The 18,553-nt window shown below is 62.9% G+C and carries 23 protein-coding genes; 21 read left to right on the top strand and 2 right to left on the bottom strand.

Going from position 1 to position 18,553, the window contains the following annotated elements; translation table 11 throughout:
* The 14 genes from QOC69_RS21870 to QOC69_RS21805 form a co-directional block, all read left to right on the top strand.
* A partial coding sequence (locus QOC69_RS21870; RefSeq protein WP_526443480.1) for an MlaE family ABC transporter permease occupies window positions 1-467 on the top strand: 467 nt, incomplete at its 5' end.
* Between the two features lie 43 nt (window positions 468-510).
* Complete coding sequence (locus QOC69_RS21865; RefSeq protein ID WP_526443482.1) at window positions 511-1,590, top strand: MlaD family protein; 1,080 nt, start codon at window positions 511-513, stop codon at window positions 1,588-1,590.
* Window positions 1,587-2,591: an MlaD family protein gene (locus tag QOC69_RS21860; protein ID WP_526443478.1), complete on the top strand. Its 1,005-nt coding sequence runs from the start codon at window positions 1,587-1,589 to the stop codon at window positions 2,589-2,591. Before QOC69_RS21865 ends, QOC69_RS21860 begins: the two co-directional genes overlap by 4 nt.
* On the top strand, window positions 2,579-3,559 hold the full coding sequence (locus QOC69_RS21855; protein WP_526443476.1) for an MlaD family protein: 981 nt from the start codon (window positions 2,579-2,581) through the stop codon (window positions 3,557-3,559). The genes QOC69_RS21860 and QOC69_RS21855 overlap by 13 nt, the downstream gene beginning before the upstream one ends.
* Before the next feature lie 32 nt (window positions 3,560-3,591).
* Window positions 3,592-4,650: an MCE family protein gene (locus tag QOC69_RS21850; protein WP_526443474.1), complete on the top strand. Its 1,059-nt coding sequence runs from the start codon at window positions 3,592-3,594 to the stop codon at window positions 4,648-4,650.
* The gene (locus QOC69_RS21845; RefSeq protein WP_526443472.1) at window positions 4,647-5,648 is read left to right on the top strand and encodes an MlaD family protein; all 1,002 of its coding nucleotides are present in this window, start codon (window positions 4,647-4,649) and stop codon (window positions 5,646-5,648) included. Before QOC69_RS21850 ends, QOC69_RS21845 begins: the two co-directional genes overlap by 4 nt.
* Window positions 5,645-6,601: an MlaD family protein gene (locus QOC69_RS21840; protein WP_526443470.1), complete on the top strand. Its 957-nt coding sequence runs from the start codon at window positions 5,645-5,647 to the stop codon at window positions 6,599-6,601. Before QOC69_RS21845 ends, QOC69_RS21840 begins: the two co-directional genes overlap by 4 nt.
* A gap of 56 nt (window positions 6,602-6,657) precedes the next feature.
* Window positions 6,658-7,302 (top strand): hypothetical protein, encoded by a 645-nt coding sequence (locus QOC69_RS21835; RefSeq protein ID WP_526443468.1) that lies wholly within the window; start codon window positions 6,658-6,660, stop codon window positions 7,300-7,302.
* A complete protein-coding gene (locus QOC69_RS21830; RefSeq protein WP_526443466.1) occupies window positions 7,299-7,943 on the top strand; it encodes a hypothetical protein in 645 nt (214 codons plus the stop codon). The genes QOC69_RS21835 and QOC69_RS21830 overlap by 4 nt, the downstream gene beginning before the upstream one ends.
* Before the next feature lie 9 nt (window positions 7,944-7,952).
* Entirely contained in the window at window positions 7,953-8,456 is a 504-nt protein-coding gene (locus QOC69_RS21825; RefSeq protein ID WP_526443464.1) for a hypothetical protein, read from the top strand.
* A 58-nt stretch (window positions 8,457-8,514) separates the two neighbouring features.
* Entirely contained in the window at window positions 8,515-8,955 is a 441-nt protein-coding gene (locus QOC69_RS21820; RefSeq protein WP_526443462.1) for a hypothetical protein, read from the top strand.
* Between the two features lie 41 nt (window positions 8,956-8,996).
* The gene (locus tag QOC69_RS21815) at window positions 8,997-9,515 is read left to right on the top strand and encodes a hypothetical protein (RefSeq protein WP_526443460.1); all 519 of its coding nucleotides are present in this window, start codon (window positions 8,997-8,999) and stop codon (window positions 9,513-9,515) included.
* Between the two features lie 73 nt (window positions 9,516-9,588).
* Window positions 9,589-9,891, top strand: a complete 303-nt coding sequence (locus QOC69_RS21810) for a hypothetical protein (RefSeq protein WP_526443458.1) — start codon at window positions 9,589-9,591, stop codon at window positions 9,889-9,891.
* Between the two features lie 44 nt (window positions 9,892-9,935).
* Window positions 9,936-10,256, top strand: a complete 321-nt coding sequence (locus QOC69_RS21805) for a DUF732 domain-containing protein (protein ID WP_526443456.1) — start codon at window positions 9,936-9,938, stop codon at window positions 10,254-10,256.
* Window positions 10,257-10,300: 44 nt separating this feature from the next.
* Here QOC69_RS21805 and QOC69_RS21800 read toward each other — a convergent pair whose 3' ends face one another.
* Window positions 10,301-10,957, bottom strand: coding sequence for a TetR/AcrR family transcriptional regulator (locus QOC69_RS21800; RefSeq protein ID WP_526443454.1), 657 nt, complete (start codon window positions 10,955-10,957; stop codon window positions 10,301-10,303).
* Between the two features lie 354 nt (window positions 10,958-11,311).
* Here QOC69_RS21800 and QOC69_RS21795 point away from each other — a divergent pair, with 354 nt between their 5' ends.
* The 5 genes from QOC69_RS21795 to QOC69_RS21775 all read left to right on the top strand — a co-directional run bounded on the left by QOC69_RS21795 (window position 11,312) and on the right by QOC69_RS21775 (window position 16,117).
* On the top strand, window positions 11,312-12,478 hold the full coding sequence (locus QOC69_RS21795) for a cytochrome P450 (RefSeq protein ID WP_526443452.1): 1,167 nt from the start codon (window positions 11,312-11,314) through the stop codon (window positions 12,476-12,478).
* 9 nt (window positions 12,479-12,487) lie between these two features.
* Window positions 12,488-13,294, top strand: a complete 807-nt coding sequence (locus QOC69_RS21790; RefSeq protein ID WP_526443449.1) for an SDR family NAD(P)-dependent oxidoreductase — start codon at window positions 12,488-12,490, stop codon at window positions 13,292-13,294.
* Window positions 13,295-13,414: 120 nt separating this feature from the next.
* Window positions 13,415-15,238, top strand: coding sequence for a flavin-containing monooxygenase (locus tag QOC69_RS21785; RefSeq protein ID WP_526443447.1), 1,824 nt, complete (start codon window positions 13,415-13,417; stop codon window positions 15,236-15,238).
* 127 nt (window positions 15,239-15,365) lie between these two features.
* Window positions 15,366-15,563: a hypothetical protein gene (locus QOC69_RS21780; RefSeq protein WP_526443445.1), complete on the top strand. Its 198-nt coding sequence runs from the start codon at window positions 15,366-15,368 to the stop codon at window positions 15,561-15,563.
* Complete coding sequence (locus QOC69_RS21775) at window positions 15,560-16,117, top strand: Dabb family protein (RefSeq protein WP_526443443.1); 558 nt, start codon at window positions 15,560-15,562, stop codon at window positions 16,115-16,117. Before QOC69_RS21780 ends, QOC69_RS21775 begins: the two co-directional genes overlap by 4 nt.
* Window positions 16,118-16,228: 111 nt before the next feature.
* Here the strand turns inward: QOC69_RS21775 and QOC69_RS21770 are convergent, their stop codons facing one another.
* Window positions 16,229-16,990: an SDR family NAD(P)-dependent oxidoreductase gene (locus QOC69_RS21770; protein ID WP_526443441.1), complete on the bottom strand. Its 762-nt coding sequence runs from the start codon at window positions 16,988-16,990 to the stop codon at window positions 16,229-16,231.
* A gap of 757 nt (window positions 16,991-17,747) precedes the next feature.
* On the opposite strand from QOC69_RS21770, the gene QOC69_RS21765 reads away from it, so the two are divergent.
* Window positions 17,748-18,128, top strand: coding sequence for a hypothetical protein (locus QOC69_RS21765; protein WP_526443439.1), 381 nt, complete (start codon window positions 17,748-17,750; stop codon window positions 18,126-18,128).
* 76 nt (window positions 18,129-18,204) lie between these two features.
* A complete protein-coding gene (locus tag QOC69_RS21760; protein WP_526443437.1) occupies window positions 18,205-18,375 on the top strand; it encodes a hypothetical protein in 171 nt (56 codons plus the stop codon).
* Window positions 18,376-18,553 lie beyond the last annotated feature (178 nt).

The raw sequence follows: 18,553 nt of genomic DNA, 5'->3' as shown, positions 1-18,553 counted from the left end.
GGACACGCATGACGGCCGAAATCGGGGCCATGCGCATATCGGAGGAGATCGACGCCGTCGAAGCCATGGGTCTGCGGCCGATACCCTTCGTCGTCGGTACCCGCTTGATCGGCGGGATGCTGTGCGTCATTCCGGGTTACCTCCTCACCCTGGTGGCGACGTTCTTCATCCTCGAGACCGTGGTGGTCGTGTTCAACGGCGAACCCGGAGGCACCTACGATCACTACTTCATCCAGTTCCTGACGCCGATAGATCTCCTCTACTCGCTGATCAAGGCGACCACCTACTGCATCGCGGCCACTCTGATCCATTGCTACTACGGCTATTTCGCCTCGGGTGGGCCGGTCGGAGTCGGTGAGGCGTCAGGCCGGGCGGTGCGCACGAGTCTGGTCACCATCATGGTCTTGGATTTCACGACGACCGTGCTGTTGTGGGGCCTCACACCCGAGTTCGTGTTCAAGGGATAGCCGAACCGCCATGCTGAGAGGGTCATCCAAGTACCAGGAACGGGTGTTGGCCACCACCGGCACCGCCGTACTGCTGTGCGTTGCGTTGCTCGCGTTCTTCGTCGTCACGAATCCGTTCGGCGGCCGAGCTGACGACCAGTTCTCCATCGCGATCACCACGCCGTACGTGGGGCAGGGCGTCGTGGCAGGGACGGCCGTCGTTCTCCACGGCGTCAAGGTCGGACACGTCACCAACGTCAGCAATACCGCGGGCGGCGGCGTCCGGTTGGCCACGGACCTGGAGAAGCGGCCCCTGCAAGGCCTCACGAACACCATGAACATCGATTTCCGGCCGATCAACTACTTCGGCGTCCCGGGCATCAACCTGGTGCCCAACTCCGGTGGCCAGGAACTTCGCGATGGCAGCGAGATCAGCCTCGTGCCGAACGGCAACTTCACCCTTTCCGAGCTCCTGTCCCAGCTCGGGAACGTCTCCGAGGCCTCGCTGACGCCTCAGCTGATCAAGGTCATCGATCGGGTGACCCGCTACACCGACGGGCTCAACCCACTCTTCGAGACCGCCGTGACCGTCACGCGGGCGCTCGCCGACGTACAAACCGTTCCGACCGAACAGCTACTGGCCAACACCTCATCGATTTCCGCGGCATTTCCGGAATACACCGACTCGGCGATCGAAGCCAGTACTCGAATCACCGACTACGGCTATTACCCGGGGCAGACCTTCCCTCCAGGGTCGACGAGCGTGACGAAGCCCCATTACCCGTATCTGGAGGGCGTGCAAACACCGAACCTGGCCGACGAAACCGAGGAACACTTCCAAAACGTCGATATCGCGTTCATAAAGCTTGCGGCGGATGGTCTCTTCGGTGCCGTAGGCAAGCTTCTCTACAGTCACGTAGATGACCTGTTTCCCCTCATCACCGGGATCAAGGCGCTCACCGACGTAACGCCGCCCCTATTGAGGCCTCAGGACATTGCACAGAAACTTGCTGAATTGCGATCTCGATTCGAAGAGCTCTATGCGGGCAATGGCGATCAGCGCGCAATTTCGGTCCGAATTCTCCTGGACAGCCTGCCCGGGGTGGCGGCACCTCTCGGAATTGTCGTGGGAGGCCCGGAATGAAGCCCTTGGCCCTATTGTGGCGAGTTGGTCTCAGTGTCGCGGTTGCAGTCGTGCTCTTCATCTTGCTGTCCAACACCCTGACCAACCCGGTGGCGATCAACACGCGGACGTACACCGCCGAGTTCACCGACGCGTCCGGACTTCATCCGGACGGCGACGTGCGGGTGCGCGGAGTGCGTGTCGGCAAGGTCGAATCCGTCGACCTTGCTCGGCACGACGGACAGAACGTTGCGCAGGTCAAGTTCACCCTCGACCAGCGATACGGCATCCTCGCCATATCGAGGCTCGCCATCAAGTTCCAAGCCCTGACGGGTGTGCGCTACGTGGACGTTACGGACGCCGCCGAGGGGTACGCGGCGGCAGATCTGGTTACGCAGGTTCCCACGTCGATGACCCAGCCCTCCTTCGACGTGACTGCCCTGTTCAATGGGCTCCAACCCGTGCTGGTGACCCTAAGTCCAGAAGAGATAAACACCTTCACCGCCAACGCGGCGTCCTTCCTGACGGGAGACGGCGGCGGATTGGCGCCGCTCCTCGAGAGTGTGCGCAGGCTGACCGAGTTCGTGTCCGACCGCCAAGATGTGGTGGCGACGCTGATGGCGAATCTGTCCAAGGTGGCTGACGCGATCGAGAGTAAGTCGAAGCAGTTCATCCACATCATCGACGTGTTGAACCAGCCGGTGGACGCCGCGCTCACGATCTTGGACGAGTTCCGTAAGGATTTCTTCTTCGGAGGGGATTTCTTCGGTCCGGTAGTACGACTGTTGAACAATGCCGGGCTCAAGCCTGGAATCAACATCGATAACGCGCTGGACCGCGCGTTCAGCAACCTCGACAACTTCTTCGACGCCTTCAAGTTGGTGCCGGTAATCAACGAGAACATTCAACCACCGGGTGAGAACGACGACACGGTCGAGCCGTGCTCGCGCGGTCGCTTTCAACTCCCCGAGACGATGGACGTGCTGCTGAACGGTCAGCGAGTAGTGCTATGCAATCGCTGAAATCGATGAATGCTCTGCGCAATCCGGTCACCCGGGGTGCTGGCGCGATCGTCTTCACGGTCGTCGTGGCGCTCGTGCTGGCCTACGTCTACTACCATCCGCCGGGCCAGTCCAAGGTCGTCTCCTTCTACACCGACGACGCGGCATCGATCCGCGTCGGTGACGAGGTGCGGATGGCGGGTATCGCGGTGGGCAAGGTCGACGAACTCTCACTCGAGCCCCATCAGGTCAAGGTGACGGCACTCGTCGACGACGACGCCTTCGTCGGTGACCGGTCGCAGATCGACGTCCGGATGCTCACCGTGGTCGGCGGGTACTACGTGAACGTCGTGTCGATCGGCGATACTCCATTGGGCGCCAACGCCATTCCGCTCGCGCGGGTGACCATGCCGTACAGCCTCATCGGGACGCTCACCGACACCACCAAAATCACCGAGAACGTGAATACGGCCCCGGTGAATGAATCCCTCAATCAGATTCAGCAGGGTCTCTCGGGTGTGAACGTTGAAGTCGTCTCGACAGTCATCAACGCCGGCAATGCACTCATGTCGACGGTGGATAGGCAGCGGGGCCAGGTGACCAACATCCTGAACATGTCCGACGAATACATTCAGGCCCTCTCGAACTACCGTGACAAGTTCGATCAGCTGATCAGAAAAGTGTCGATCTTGACCCAGACGCTGGTGCTCTACAACGGGGGATTGTCGAACATGCTGGGCGGGCTGGGCACGGTGCTCATGCAACTCAAGACCGTTGGCGATTTCTACGAAGCCCACCGCGTCCAATTCATCGAGGAAGTGCGTGATTACCTGGATAAGGGTCGGCTGTTCGTGGAACGCAACGGGCTGACCATCCGGGCCCTCAAGCGGACGCAGAATTTGTTCGACCGAATCCTCGACGCACAGAATGCCAGTCCGGCACTCTTGGCCACCGACATCTGCATGCCGATGCCAGGGAGTTCCTGCTGATGGTCCGCAGCCGTTCGCACCGGGCCCGGCGAGTGACAGTCGTATCGCTCGCCATAGCCGCGATGTTGCTGTGTGGCTCGTGGGCGCCATTCAGCACCAAACAGGCCGCTCAGTACTGCGCGATCATGCCCGACAGCGTCGGGTTGTACGTCAACAACCCGGTCACCCAGATGGGTTACGAAATCGGCAAGGTATCTTCCATCACCCCGTCGGCGCAGTCCGTCCGTCTCGAATTCAGCGTCGATGAGCACCGGCCTCTGCCCGCGGACGTCAAGGCCGTCATCAGGTCGACGTCGATCCTCGCCGACCGGTCGCTGGAACTCGTCGGCAACTACGACGCAGGCCCCAAACTGTCGGCCGGAGGGTGCATTCCACCAGACCGGTCGTTGACCCCGAAGAGTCTTTCCCAAGTGATCGGCGCGTCGACCAACTTCGTCAACTCGATCAGTCCGGAGGGGTCGACGAACATCGCCGGCGTGCTCCAGGGCGCGGATCAAGCGCTTCGCAACCAGGGAGCGGGTGCCAACAAGCTGCTGACCACCACGGCGTCAGTCCTCGATTCACCCGATCAGGCCATTGGCGATCTGGGCTCCATCACGACCAACCTCGGCCAGCTCACGACTACGCTGGCCGACCTCGAGCCGACTCTCAAGGGCGTGTTCTCCGATGTGGACCATATTGCACCGGATATCGCAGCGACAGCTTGGGGGGCCGACGATGCGTTCGAGGGAATTGTTCCGATCCTCACCTTGGCTTCCGACCTCGAGACCCAACTCGGTCCGCAGATTCAACAGTTGCTCGACGCGGTGTCAGTCGTCATCAGGAAGCTGACTCCCCGCGCCCCGTTCTACGCGAGCATCTTGAATGCGGTGCCCCGGTACATCAACGGAATCGCGAACATCGTCAACAACCACGAATTCGGCAGTCTTCGATACCGCCCGCCGCTCTACCGCCTCCGTACTCCCGATGGGGTGCTGCAGTGCAACATCATGAACGCCTCGGTACCGGGTAGTTGCGCGAACGTCCAGGGAACGCCCTATGCGGTTGACGTCGCCCTGCTCCAGTACGTCATGACGCAGGCGAGCAAATGACGCGGCGAATCCGGCCGATCGTGGGCGCCGTCGCGGTAACGGGGGCTGTCGTGCTCACGTCGTGCGCATCCATCAACATCAACGCAATTCCTCAGCCCGGCCCGTCCTACAGCGACGGCTACGACGTCGTGATGAAGTTCGACAGCGTGCTCAACCTGCCCGAACGCGCAAAAGTGGTGCTGGACGGAGTGACCGTCGGAGTCGTCTCCAAGGTGACGCTGACCCCCGGTGACGTCGACGTCACCGCACGCGTGGGTCACGACGTCGTCATCCCGTCCAACATCCATGCGGTCCTGCAACAGGCGACGGTCTTGGGCGACATCTACGTCGCGCTCGAGCGCCCCCAGGGTGGAGGTCCGCCCGCACCCCCGCTGGCTCCTGGCGCGGCGGTACCCCTTGCCCAAACGACGTCTCCGCCACAGCTGGAGGACACGATCGCCAGCCTCGCGAACTTCGTGTCCAGTGGGTCCATCCAACGGGCGCAGAACACGATCATCCGCCTCAATCGCGTGATACCGGCCAGTGACGAGGTGCGAAGGCTGACAACTCAGGTGGATGCAAACCTCTCGGCATTGTCGGTGAACATCAACACGGTCGACGAATTGCTCGACGGAGTGTCTCGAACGGCTGCAACCCTGAGTGCCCACATCCCCCAGTTGGACTACCAGCTCTCGCCGTACGGTCAGGTCAACATCGACCGCTTCATCGCGATTGCCAACTACGTGGCCGTCCTGCTTCCCAGCGTCGGAAGCATCGCGTCCGGTGGATACTGGCTAGTGCCGTTCCTGAACTCGCTGGCCGATTCCGTTGGCGCGCTTCAGCAGTCGAAGGTGGTCGTCGAACAGGAGATACCTAGGTACCGGCGTCTGTTCACCGACTTCTTCCTGCCCGAGGACAAGTATCCGGCGATCAACATCACCTCGATAGTCGGACCCGACGGACGGGAATTGTCGGGCAACGTGCAACAGGTGCTGCAGATACTGGGAGCAATGCCATGAGACATGCCTTGAGATTGCGCGACGGGGTTTCCTTCCTGGCATTCGGCGCAATCATCGCCTTCGTTCTCGGCTACTTCGCCATGCTCGGGCTGCGTGTCAATCCACCGGCTGACCGAACCAACCTGTCCATGAACGTCCCGGACACCAACGGACTCGTCGTCGGGTCGAATGTGCTGCTCCGTGGTGTACCGGTCGGCAAGGTGACCGGTACCAGCGCCTCCATTCAGGCGGCGACCGTCGACTTCTACGTCGAAGGCCAGTACCGGATTCCGGTCGACACCGAGGTGCGGCTCGAGAATCTGTCAGCACTGGGGGAGTCCTACGTCGGCCTGGTACCTGAGAGCGACGGCGGACCAGTACTGCACAACGGTCAGCGGATCTCCACCGAGCGGGTGGTACAGCCACCGTCGATCTCGGAGTTGGCGACGAGCATCACCCGAGTGCTCGATCAGATGGACCCCGGCGCCCTCACGCGCGTCATCAGCGAAGCCGATACCGCGCTTCCAGATCCGACCACCGTCCTTCCGAACCTGTCGCGCGCGAGCATTCTGCTCAACAACACCGTCCACGAGATGAACGGTCACGGGCGCCTTCTCCTTGGTAACTTCCAGACGCTGCTCGCGAATGCCGAATGGGTCAATCCCATTCTGACCAGCCTCACACCCCAGGTGCGAGAGATCGGCAGAGGCATTCAAGACTTCTTCAAGCACATCCCGATCATCATGCATCGCGGTGAACCGGCCAACGTCTCGAACCTGAACAAGCTCGTTGCGCGAATCCAGAATCTCCTCGACGACCGGGGCGGCGACCTCAAAGTTCTGGGCGAGGCCTTCCAGCCGAAACTCAACGCCATCGCCGCATCGTTGATGAACTTCGACACCGGTCAGCTACTGGACAACTTTCTTCAGGTCGTACCGGCTGACGGAACCATCACATTGCGTGTCACGCCGTGACGCCGGGCAGGTGATCGCTTGTTCGACAAGGAAGTAATCCGACGAAAGGAAAGACCATGACCATCAACGGGTTCAAAGAACAGAAAACGGACATTCGCGACGCCGCCACGGCGGCGTCCGAGACGACGCCGGCTGAGCCGAAGGATGCGCCCGCAGACACCAGGCCGGGTGGCCAGCCGCGTTCGGTTTCGCTCAGTCTCCGTAGCCTGGTAATCGGTGTGGTGATGGCGTTGCTGATCGTGGCGGTCGCCGCGTTGGGGTGGCTATACATCGGCGCCCGCGATCAATCACACGCCCAGGCAACGCAATTGGCCAATGGCTCGCACGCGGAGAAGATCGCCCTCGACTACGCGGTGAACGCTGCGACGATGGACTACAAGGACCTCCAGACCTGGAAGGTCAAACTCGTCCAAGGAACCAGCCCGGAACTGAACAACAAGTTGACCGCGGCGGGTACGTCGATGGAACAGGTTCTGGTTCCATTGCAATGGAGTTCGAGCGCGCGACCGCTCGTAGCCAAGGTTCGGTCGAACACGGGCGGCATCTACGTCGTCGACTGTTTCGTCAGCGTCGACACGAAGACCATCCAGGCACCCGACCCGCTGCAATCCACGGCGACCTACAGCACCACGATCGACAGCAACAACAATTGGTTGATCACCGATGTCGGCGGAATCGGGTCGGCGCTGGAGTCCAAATGACCCGGAAGCTCAGCGCGGAACGGGGCGCCGCATCCTTCGTAGTGGCCCTGGCTGTGCTGGCCATCTTCACCGGTCCGTCGGCCAGCGCCGGCCCTGGCGACCCACCATCACCGCCCGATCCGCCGTCGGACAGCGACCTGATCCGCCCCCTGCCGGTGATAACGCCAACCGCATCGAATTGGCAGCCGAAGTTCCCTTTTCCATACGATCAAACGCGGAACCAGGTCACCGACGCCGACATCACCTCGATGCGCGAAATGTGTCAGTGGTACAACGCCGATTATCCCACCCTGAGGGCGCAGATCGCTCGCCTGCAATTCAACCGAATCGGCCCCGACGGCAACGATTACGACTACGCCCGGGACGACATCCAACAGCAAGTCGACATCGTCACCGGAAACATCGCTCAGGCCGTCGACTTCCTGACGCCGCGCGCGCAGGCCTTGACTCAGGCCCAGAACCCGTTTGGCGACAACTACTTTCCCATCTACGAGGGTGAAGCCTTCTACAAGCTGTGGGAGCAGCTGTTCAACGTCAACAACGGAATCCTGGCCCATCAGCCAGACTGGTTCACCGCCCCGTCGGTCCAGAAGGCGCAGCGCTGGGGCAGCGACATCCACCGCTCGCACGTGTGCGATTAGGAGAAGACGATGATACGGCGACTCGTGGGCCCGACCCGCCTCCGCGCGCATCTCGCGCTGCACCGCAGTGTCCAGCGCGCGTCGTGGGTGGCCGTACTGGCCTTGATGGCTGCGAGCGTGTCCGCGGTGCCCCCCGCTACCGCGGACTCGACCGACAGCCTTACCGCTGCGGTGATGGCAGCGCGGGCAGTGTCCTGTGGACCATTGCGGGCCAACCCGATAGTGCAGCAGGCCGCCGACGAGGTCAACGACTCGAACGACAAGTGGCTCAATCACGACTCGCGCGCCATACCGGTGCCCGATGCGACGCCGCTACTGAAGGATCTCGGCTACGAGGGCACCACGTCGGCGATACTCGTCGGCGCCGGGAGCACCTCCGCCGATTCGATCAAAGCGCTTCTGCTGCAAGGCTATCTCAACATCCCGGACTGCTCGTACCTCGATTACGGGGTGAGCTCCGTGCACAACGCCTCCAAGGACATGATCCTGACCGCATTGGTACTGGCCGCCTAGGCGCGATCCGGTTCATGTCGACGCGGTTGCCACCCACTCGTTCATCCAGGAGGAGTCCATGACCCGAATCCCATCGATGGCCATCCCCGTGGTCATCGGCATTGCGGCCCTGCTTCAGGCACCAGCGGCGCAAGCGGAGGACATGGTGACCTACGAGATCTTCTCCGATTCGGTGGCCGGGTTGGCTGGCGTCGAATACCGCGACTCCTCGGGCAAGCATCTGCTGCAAGACGTATCGCTGCCCTGGACGCTGACCGTGCCCGTCGTCGATGCGACGAGCCCAACGGCTAACGGTGCAGAACTGCGTGCGGATTCGCGCCCGAACTTTCGGACGGCCGCGACCGTCGGTCGGGTTCTGCTGGGCAAGTTCGTGACGGTGCGGATTTCGCGCGACGGCCAAATCCTTTGTGAGAGCATCCTCGACGTCGGAAACGCGACGTGCTACGGCAGCGTGCCGCACCGGGCCGAGAACGAATCATCGCCGGGGAACTTGCCATGACCGAGGTTCAACGAAAAGCGTTCTGGAACGGGTTGACTGACGTGCGTGGACTCATACGATCGGCTCACCTGATCGCGGCTACTGCTCTCGCTATCGGGCTGGCGCTGACGACGTCCCCCGACGGGCATTCGGTACCGCCGGCTCCTGGCCCGACGCCCCCGCCGTACCCAGATACCAATCTCATCCTTAGGTCGTATGACCTGGTGCGCTACGACGACTATTTCACCGCTAGTGCTGGCGGCGTGTGGTTTTCGACGCCCAGGGGACTGAATTGCGGCATCTGGGACCGGGGAAGCTTCGGCTGCACCGGTGACATCACGGGTGCGCCGCCGGGTACGACCAACATCGGTTGGGTCAATGGAAACATCGTCACGCGCTATGACTGGCTGCTGGGAGTCCAGTTCCCCCTGGGACGCGCGGAGCGGGAGCTACCCCCGCGCAGCTACATCGAGTACAACGGGACGAGATGCGCGACCATGGCCGATGCCAGCACCTATTGCTCGCGTGGTCCTTTCAAGTTCTTCGTCACGCCCACTGGGACCTGGCTGAGCCCGCCGTGACGAACGATGGCGGTCAAGCGAGGTCTCCGAGAAGTGGACCAGGGAGATCAACATCTGCTGGGAGGAGATCGATGTGCGCATCCCCAAATGGTTACTGGCGTCGTTGCTGGCCATCGGCGTGTCCTTCGCCGTCGCACAGCCCGCGCAGGCCGAACCGCTGACTCCGTTGAGCCCCGCAGAACTTCAGTATCTCGAACGACTGCACCGCGTGTTGCCGCTCAGCCACGACCCCATCGCCTTCCGCAGCGACGGAGACCTCTTGAACCGTGGTCGGAATGTCTGTCGTCAGCGCGACCAGGCGCTCGTCGGGCAAGCGGCGACACTCGAGTCTCCCGCCATCACCCAATTGGCGTTCATCTACCTGTGCCCGCAATGAACCGAACCCGACACGTTCGCAGCCACCCGCCCGAGGGAGTCCGAATGCGAAAACTTGCCGACACAATCGGCTGCGCCATGGCGAGCGTGGCACTACTGCTGCTGCTGCTGGGAGCACCGGCGGCACACGCAGACGATGCGAGCTTCGTCCGCGAAGCCAAGGCCCTCGGCTTCGTTATCGATACCGACAACCTGATCAGCATGGGCCGTTCCGCCTGCTACTTCCTCAGCCGCACTAGGGATCCCGGCCAAGTGGTGGAGCGCATCATGCGATACGGGAGCGTCGACGTGAACGCCGCGAACCGATTTCTCGCCATGTCCGTGACCGAATACTGTCCGCAATTCGGTGATCGAGTGAGTGCATGAGCCGCTGGCCGCACCGAAACGTACCAGGCGTCAGTCAATGACCGTTAGCTCGATACCGTTGGGAGACTCACCGTGGCGATCCGCCCCAACTCATTTACGACCTGGTTGCGGGTTGGTCGGGTCGGTAACGCCGCGAAGAGCAGGTCGTCGAACAGCGCGGCGGCGATCACCGAGCCGATGTTGATGCGTTCGTGCACACGACTCTTCGCAGTCGCCTTTATCCGGCGGCCCTGCTTGTCGGTCCGGGTTCGGATCTCCGTTGCCCGGTCCATCAACCCGATCACCTCGAGGAACGTTGGGAGGTCTCCGGGTTCGGCGAGTACTTCGGGCTCGAACACCTGCGTTGCGAAATAGGTGATCATCAGGCCACGGTTCGCCCTCAGCAGGTCGTAGAACCCGCCTGCGAAGCGCTTCGCAAGCGCCTCGACGTCGTACTCATCCCCCGCCTTGGCGTCGAACTTCTCCCACTCGAGCATGAACGCGCGCATGGGTCCGAACACGACCTCGTTGAACAAAGCAGCCTTCGACCCGAAGTAACGGAAGAGCAAGGGTTCGGCCACCCCAGCACGTTCGGCGATCTCGCGAGTGGTCGCGCGTGCGTAGCCATGCTCGCTGAACACGTCGTGGGCGGCGGCCAGAATCAGCTCGCGGCCGACCCCGGGCTGCCGCCGGGGCCGCTTCGGTGCTTCCTGCTTGGCCACAGCGAGAACCTCCCGGGGAATCAACGAGCATGGCGACGCCCGACCTAGCCGTCACCGAGCTGCAAGTAGCGCGGATGAGACAGCAATCCGCGAGAGTTAGCGGTCACTCTACTATATCGGCCTGTCTCGATCGGCCAGTCTCGCCACGCCGATTCCCGTCAGCATCGTTGAGGGACAAGACTTCATCCTCCTCGGAATTTGCCTGGTCGCCCGCTGACACGATCGTGCGTCGGTTGGCAGCACATCTCACGCGTCGTTCCTGCGGGTCCCAGTGTTTGTCAATTGACGCGACATACACCCCGATGTAACGTGTAGTAAGTACTCACTATTATGTCATCAACATCGAGAGGCCACGTGGACATCAACCTCTTCGGCCCGGAGGTCCAGGCCGATCCCGACGCCGCCTTCGCAGCCATCCGCGCCGAAGGGCCAGTCGTCTGGAACGAGCCCCTCGGCATGTGGATGACAGCCTGGCACGCGCCAACCATGGAGGCGCTCCGGGATTCGGCGCGGTTCTCGTCGAAGGCGAACAGGGACATCGGTCGAGTGGCCGAGGCTTTCCTGCTCGACAGCATGGCCAGTGCTGATCCTCCCGACCACTCACGATTGCGTGGCCCGGTGCGAAGCGCCTTCACCGTACGCGCGGTGGCCAACCTCGACGCACGTGTCATCGAGTTGGTCGACGAGCTCCTCGAGCCACTCGAGCGGGGGCAGGAGTTCGACGTGCTGAGGGGTCTGGCAGAGCCGCTGCCGGGTGCAGTGATTTCCGCGATGATGGGTGTGCCGGCCAGCGACCGCGAAATGTTCACGGGCTGGGCTGACGACCTCGTTTCCGGCAACTCGTTTCTTGCGACCCTCGAGCTGGCGGAGCGCGCCGTCGCCGCCGGGCATGCCCTCCGAAACTACTTCGCGACCATGATCGACGAGCGGCGGAAGTCGCCCGCAGACGATCTCGTCAGCCGGCTCATCGCAGCCAACAGCGGCGGTGAGCTCAACGAGAGCGAACTGTTGTCGTCGTGCGTGTTGCTGCTGTTCGGTGGGCTAGAGACCACGATGAACCTGATCGGGAACGCGCTACATGCCCTGTCCGAGGACCCCGAGCAGCGGAAGCGGCTCGTCAGCGACCCGTCGCTGATACCGACGGCCATTGAGGAGCTGGCCCGATTCGTCGGACCAGCAAATGGGATCCTCCGGGCGGTTGTCGACGACACCGAGCTCGCTGGACAAAAGCTCGCCGCGGACGATCGGATGGTCATGATGCTCGGTTGCGCCAATCGTGATGAGCGCGCCTTCGGCGCCCCGGACCGGCTCGACCTCGGTCGCGATCCGAACCCGCACCTGGCGTTCGCATTCGGCGTCCACTTCTGCCTCGGGGCCGCGGTTGCTCGTCTCGAAGTGCGTCATGCGTTGGCAGGAGTGCTCCGCAGGGCGCCGGAATACCGCGTGACCACGGCGGAGCCCCGGTTGCGGGGCGGCTTCTTCGTTCGCGGGCTCGAAGAACTCTCGATCATCGCTGACTAGGAGGACACCTTGGTTGATCTCAGCGGCCGCGTTTCGCTCGTCACGGGTGCGGCATCGGGCCTCGGTGCCGCGAGTGCGAGCCGCCTCGGAGCGTGTGGGGCCAGCGTTCTGTGTGTGGACATCGATGGCGCGGGCGCGGAGCAAATCGCAGCGTCGATCCGGAGTTCCGGCGCGAGAGCCGTGGCGTTCGCCGCGGACGTCAGCCGCCCCGAGGACAACGACGCGATGGCTGCCGCCGCGGTTGAAGCGTTCGGTGCATTGCACCTCGCCCACTTGAATGCCGGGATCCAGGTGGTTGCGTCGGTCGTCGAATCAAGCCTCGAGGAGTGGGACACAGTCCTCAACGTGAACCTGCGCGGCACGTTCCTGGGCGTTCGTGCCTGCTCGCGTCGGATCATCGACGGGGGTGGCGGTGCCCTCGTGCTCACCTCTTCGACGTCCGGCCTCATGGGAGTGCCAGGCGGCGCCGCCTACAGCGCGAGCAAGCACGGGATCCTCGGGCTGATGAAGTGCGCCGCGGCCGACCTGGCACCGCACGGAATCAGGGTCAACGCGGTCTGCCCCGGCATCATCGATACCCCGATACTCGGGCCGCTTCACGGCCAAACAGATACGCTCACACAATATTTCGGCGTCACTACTCCGACTGGCCGAGTCGGTTCGCCCGACGAGGTGGCGCAAGTGGTGTCGTTCCTTCTAGGGAATGACGCGAGTTACATCAACGCGACCGCGCTCCCGATCGACGGCGGTCTCTTCGGCGTCCTGACCGCCGTGGCGAACGGGGTCGACGCCCTCGAGCGCGCGAGCGTCGGATGACGAGCTTCTCAACGTGCGAACCGCCAGTGCACAGTAAAGAAGTCAGTACTTGCTATCTATGGCCGTCTATCGTAATTTTGGAACAGATTCTTCAACGGCAGACGAGTTGGGAGTAGCGACATGACGGCGCCGCCGACGGGAACCCAAAGCCCGAAACGTGACGATCTCGGATTCGATCCCGACGTACTTCGAGAGCGCTACCGAGCCGAACGCGACAAACGACTCCGGCCCGAGGGCATCGGTCAATACCGAGCCCCGACAGGGGACTTCGCCCATTACGCCGAGGACCCATACGCGCCACCACTGACTCGTGAACCGCTCACGGATGAGGTCGACGTCGTCATCATCGGCGGAGGGATCGGTGGCCTTCTCGCCGGCGCTCGTCTCCGCGACGCGGGCCTGGAGCGGATCAGGATCGTCGACACGGCCGGCGACTTCGGCGGGACGTGGTATTGGAACCGCTACCCCGGCGCGCGGTGCGACATCGAGTCCTACATCTACCTGCCACTCCTCGAGGAGACGGGGTACATCCCCAGCGAGAAGTACGCGTGCGGGCCGGAGATCCTCGATTACCTCCAATCGGTGGGCCGGAAGTACGGTCTCTATGACGACGCGTGCTTCCAGACCGAGGTCACCGAGCTGCGCTGGGACGACGCCGACTGGCGATGGGTGGTCAAGTCAGACAGGAACGACGAGATACGCGCGCGGTTCGTCGTCTCGTCGAGCGGCCCGCTTAGCCGCCCGAAGTTGCCGGGGATCCCCGGCATCGACGCTTACGAAGGCTGCACATTCCACACCAGTCGTTGGGACTACGCCTATACGGGGGGTGACCTGACGGGGCTTGCCGACAAGCGCGTCGGGGTCATCGGCACGGGAGCAACCGGGGTGCAGTGCATCCCGCACCTCGCCGAGGGCGCCGGACATCTCTACGTGTTCCAGCGCACCCCGTCGTCGATCAGTGTGCGCGGGAACGTCCCGACCGATCCGGAGTGGGTCAATCAGCTCAAGCCCGGATGGCATGACGAGCGGATGGCCAACTTCAACGTGTTGGTGACCGGCGGGCAGCAGGATGTGGACCTGGTCGGGGACAGCTGGACTGACATCTTTCGCAAGGTCGCGGGCTTCTTCGCAGGTATGGCTGGCGAAGGGCTCAGCGAAGAGGAACTCGTTGAGCAGATCGAGATCGCCGACTTCGCGAAGATGGAGGAGATTCGACGTCGCGTGGACTCGATCGTGGAGGATCCGGCGACCGCCGATGCTCTCAAGCCCTACTACAAGATGATGTGCAAGCGTCCGTGCTTCAGCGACGAGTACCTGCCGACGTTCAATCGTCCGAACGTGACGCTGATCGACACCGATGGCCGCGGGGTCGAGCGGTTCACCAAGACCGGAGTCGTCGTCGACGGGCGGGAGTACGAGCTCGACTGTGTCGTCTTTGCCACGGGCTTCGAGGTCGGGACGGAGTTCACCAAGCGTGCCCGCTACGACGCGGTGGGCCGGGACGGCATCCGTCTCTCGTCGAAGTGGGCGAATGGCGCGTCGACCTTCCACGGTTTCTATACGGAAGGCTTCCCGAACATGTTCTTCCTCGGGATCACACAGACCGGCCTGACTATCAACTTCCCGCACATGCTCAACGAGCAGACCCAACATCTCGCACACGTCGTCCGGCATTGCCGAGAACGCGCCGCGACCTATGTCGAGCCTGCGATCGAGGCGGAAGAAGAGTGGTGCGCCACTATGCGCCGTCTCGCGGTCGCCAACGAGGGATACCTGCTCGAGTGCACGCCTGGCTACGTCAACCAGGAGGGCAGGCCGTCGTCCTCCAACAGCCTCTTGTCCTCGCAATATGGGGAAGGCCCCGTGGCGTTCTTCGCGCTGCTTCGAGCCTGGCGCGACGAGGGCAGCTTGAAGGGCTTGGAGCTGCGCTGTGGACCTTCCTGAATCCACGGGATCAGTGACCGCGCCGTCGGTGATTGTGATTGACCGGGTGCTTCTGCCCGCTGGCGCGGCTGGGAGCTGGCTGGATCGCCTGCGGGCCGAATACGCGCCGGGGGCTTGCCAACGAGGCATGCGACTAGCAGATACCTGGTGGTGCTACGTCGGTCCCGACGCCGTAGAGGTGACGGTGCGGTGGGAGCTGCCCGACGTGGCGTCGTTCTGGGTCATGCGGCACGCGGCCAGGACCGACAGATCGCTGGCCGCGTGGTGGGCCGAAACCGATGCGGTGGCGGTGGAACGTCATCGGACGGTGTGCTCGTCGCCATGATTCGCTGGGTTGTCCAGTTGAGGCTCGACGAGGTGACCCCCCTTGACGTGTTGCCCGGGTCCGCGGGACGCAATCTCCGCGGTTGCCTACGCGGGGGAGACGCGACATGGGACGTCGTGGCCCCGACGTTTCCGGAGACCGGCATCGACGGGGTAGAGGTGGTCGACGCCGTCGCGGTCACGCCGTTGGCGGGCGCGCACGTTACCCTCGCCGGTCCTCGCGTCAAGCGCACCTTCCTGTTTCGGGTGCAGCCAGGTACTCCGCTGGACGTTCAGGAACGGTTCGAGGCCGAGCTCGCCGCGATGCCTCGATTCATCGACGCCATCCATAGTTGGGCACTGGGCCGAGTCGACCACGTAGCCTGCCCGTCGATCTGGACCCACGCCTGGGAGCAGGAGTTCGCCTCGGCGGCCGACCTCAACGGCGAGTACGCGATGAACCCGTACCACTGGGCAGGAGTGGACCGGTGGTTCGATGCCGAGATCCCCGGTGCGATCGTCGAATGGCAGCTCGCTCAGTGGTTGTACGAGGCAGCGGGACCCGTGCTGAAGTAGCCGGTCTGTCCGACCTCGATATGTACCCGACCTCGACCTGGCGACCGCGGCCGCGTACCTCTACGAGGAGATCACCGAGCGGGTGGTGAACGACGGCCGGTAGAGCGTCGCTCAGATCGTCGCCACTCCGCCATCCACGACGACGTCGGCGCCGAGCATGTACGACGAGTCGGCGCTCGCAAGAAACAGGACGACTCCGGCGATCTCAGCCGCCGTGCTGACTCGCCCGATCGTCAGCTGCGACTGCATATCTGAGACCAGCTCTGCCAGCGCCGTCCGGTCGAGGTTCGAGTGCTCTCGCAGCTTCGACATCATCGGCGTGTCCACTGGCCCCGGGCTTATCGCGTTGACGCGGATGCCCCTCGGTGTCAGTTCCGCTCCGAGAGTGCGGGCGAAGGAGCGGACCGCAGCCTTCGACGCCGAGTACACGGACATGTCTCTCCAGCCAACCCGGGCGTTGATCGACGAGCACAAGATCACGCTGGCGCCCTTTCGCAGGTAGGGGGAGGCGGCCTGAACGGTAAAGAAGACGCCGCGCGCATTCACGGCCATCTGCTCGTCGAAGTCGGTCTCGGTCACCTGCTCGAACGGGACGGCCCGAGAGATCCCTGCGTTGGCGAAGAGGACGTCGATCCCACCGAACTGGTGCTGGATCTCGGCAAAGGCGGTCTTCAGGCTGGAGACGGACCGGACGTCAGCCGTCAGGCCGAGTGTGTTCTTCCCAAGCCGCTCGCGCGCACCTTGCGCTCGTTCGGGATCAGAACCGGTGACGACGACCGTCGCCCCTTCGTCGCGGAAGCGTTCGGCGGTCGCCAAGCCGATACCCGATGTCCCGCCCGTGATCACGGCGACCTTGTCAGCAAGCTTGCCCACTGAATGGCTTCCCTTCTCGCGCTGTGATCGCGCGGTCTCGCGCCCGACCTTACATTTAACTATGGCAGTCAGCACTTACTATACTCCAACCCAACTCGGCGCGGTCAATCCGCTGGGCGAGCTCTGATCCGCCCGGCGCATGAAGTCGAATCGACCCTGGACAGACCCGATTGACTTTGGGCTGCTGGCGGCCTATCGTATAAAAGTCAGTACTCACTTTTACTTGTCCAACACGGTGAAGGCTCGGGTGGGACAAGTCGCAACCGCAGATCGACAGAAGGCGCCCGTTCGCGCGGGTCGGCGCGCGGCTACCTAGAGACGTGGTGCCGCCGCCGCTCGGCCCAATCGGGAGCGCCCGCGAGCTAATCCGGACGATCGGGCGCGCTGCCGTCGCGCGGGCATACGAAATGCGTCTGATGGCATCGGTAGCCGCTACGGCACCGTTTCACCTGGCCGGCGGCGTCGACCAGTCCTTCGGAGCGCTGACGCGTGTCCAGGCATGCACCGCACCCACGACGCGTCCGGTGTTGCCCGTGCACGCTTTCGGGGGCAGCACGTCAAGCTGGTCCTTTGTCGCGCGAACGCTGAGTGCCCGAGGTCTGACCGTAGACGCGATGACCGACACTCCGTTCGGAACCTCGGTGGAGCAGCTCGCTGAGCGACTTCGGAATCTTCACGGCGTTGGTGGTCGCTCGCTTATCCGCCGATCTAGCCCGCTCAAACCAGCGTGGCACAGCGAAAGAACTGGAGTAGGTCGATGAATAGAGCCGACGAAGGAGCCCTCGCGTGGGCATTGGCTAAATCGGCAGCGGGGTTCCTGCGCCCAGGTGCTCGCGCGTGGTTATGCGCCAAAATTGGTGCCGGGGAACAGGAAAACGCGATCACAGACCTGCTCAGCTTCTATGCGAATAGCGACGCTGAGTTACCGAGCGAGTTGGCGGCGCCGATACGGGCGTGGATTCGAGGTTACACAGGAAGTGACAGTGAGCCACTCCTTCGCCGCTTCTATGACCAGATCACGGTGTCGGCCACCATCCAGATGACCGACCAGACCTCCGCGTTCACGCAGCACCGGCTCATTACAAAACGTCCCGACCGCGTGATGCGGACTAGCTATACACCTTCGTCAACGCGATGACCCTCGATGAGCCCACCGGTCGATGGCTTATTTCAACATTCGACCCATTTCTAGGCAGGGGAAGATGAACCATCCAATGAAACATCTACTGCTGCAGGCGATCACCACAGCGACCGGCGCCGCAGCGGTGGGCGCACCAAAGGACCCTCAGATGCCCGACGACGCGCAAGACCATGACCATTGGGACTGGGCCGCCATGTTGATCGCTGCGGCCGCGCTGGGCTCGCCCCGGCAGCGCGACCTCTAGCACGACCACCCGAAGGTGTTGTAGCCATGTGGACACTGACGACTAGTGTCCGGAGTCATTAATTACGGTTCAGTTGGTAGACTGGGTTGTGCCCAGTCCGCAGGCTGCCGTGGTTGTTTTGACCGATGCTGAACGTGCCGAACTGGAGGGGTGGGCGCGGCGTCGGACGAGTGCTGCG

It is taken from the genome of Mycobacterium sp., from assembly GCF_032162105.1.
Taxonomy (GTDB): Bacteria; Actinomycetota; Actinomycetes; order Mycobacteriales; family Mycobacteriaceae; genus Mycobacterium.
Note: the sequence above shows the minus strand (reverse complement) of the source record. Positions and strands in the feature narration are given on the sequence as shown.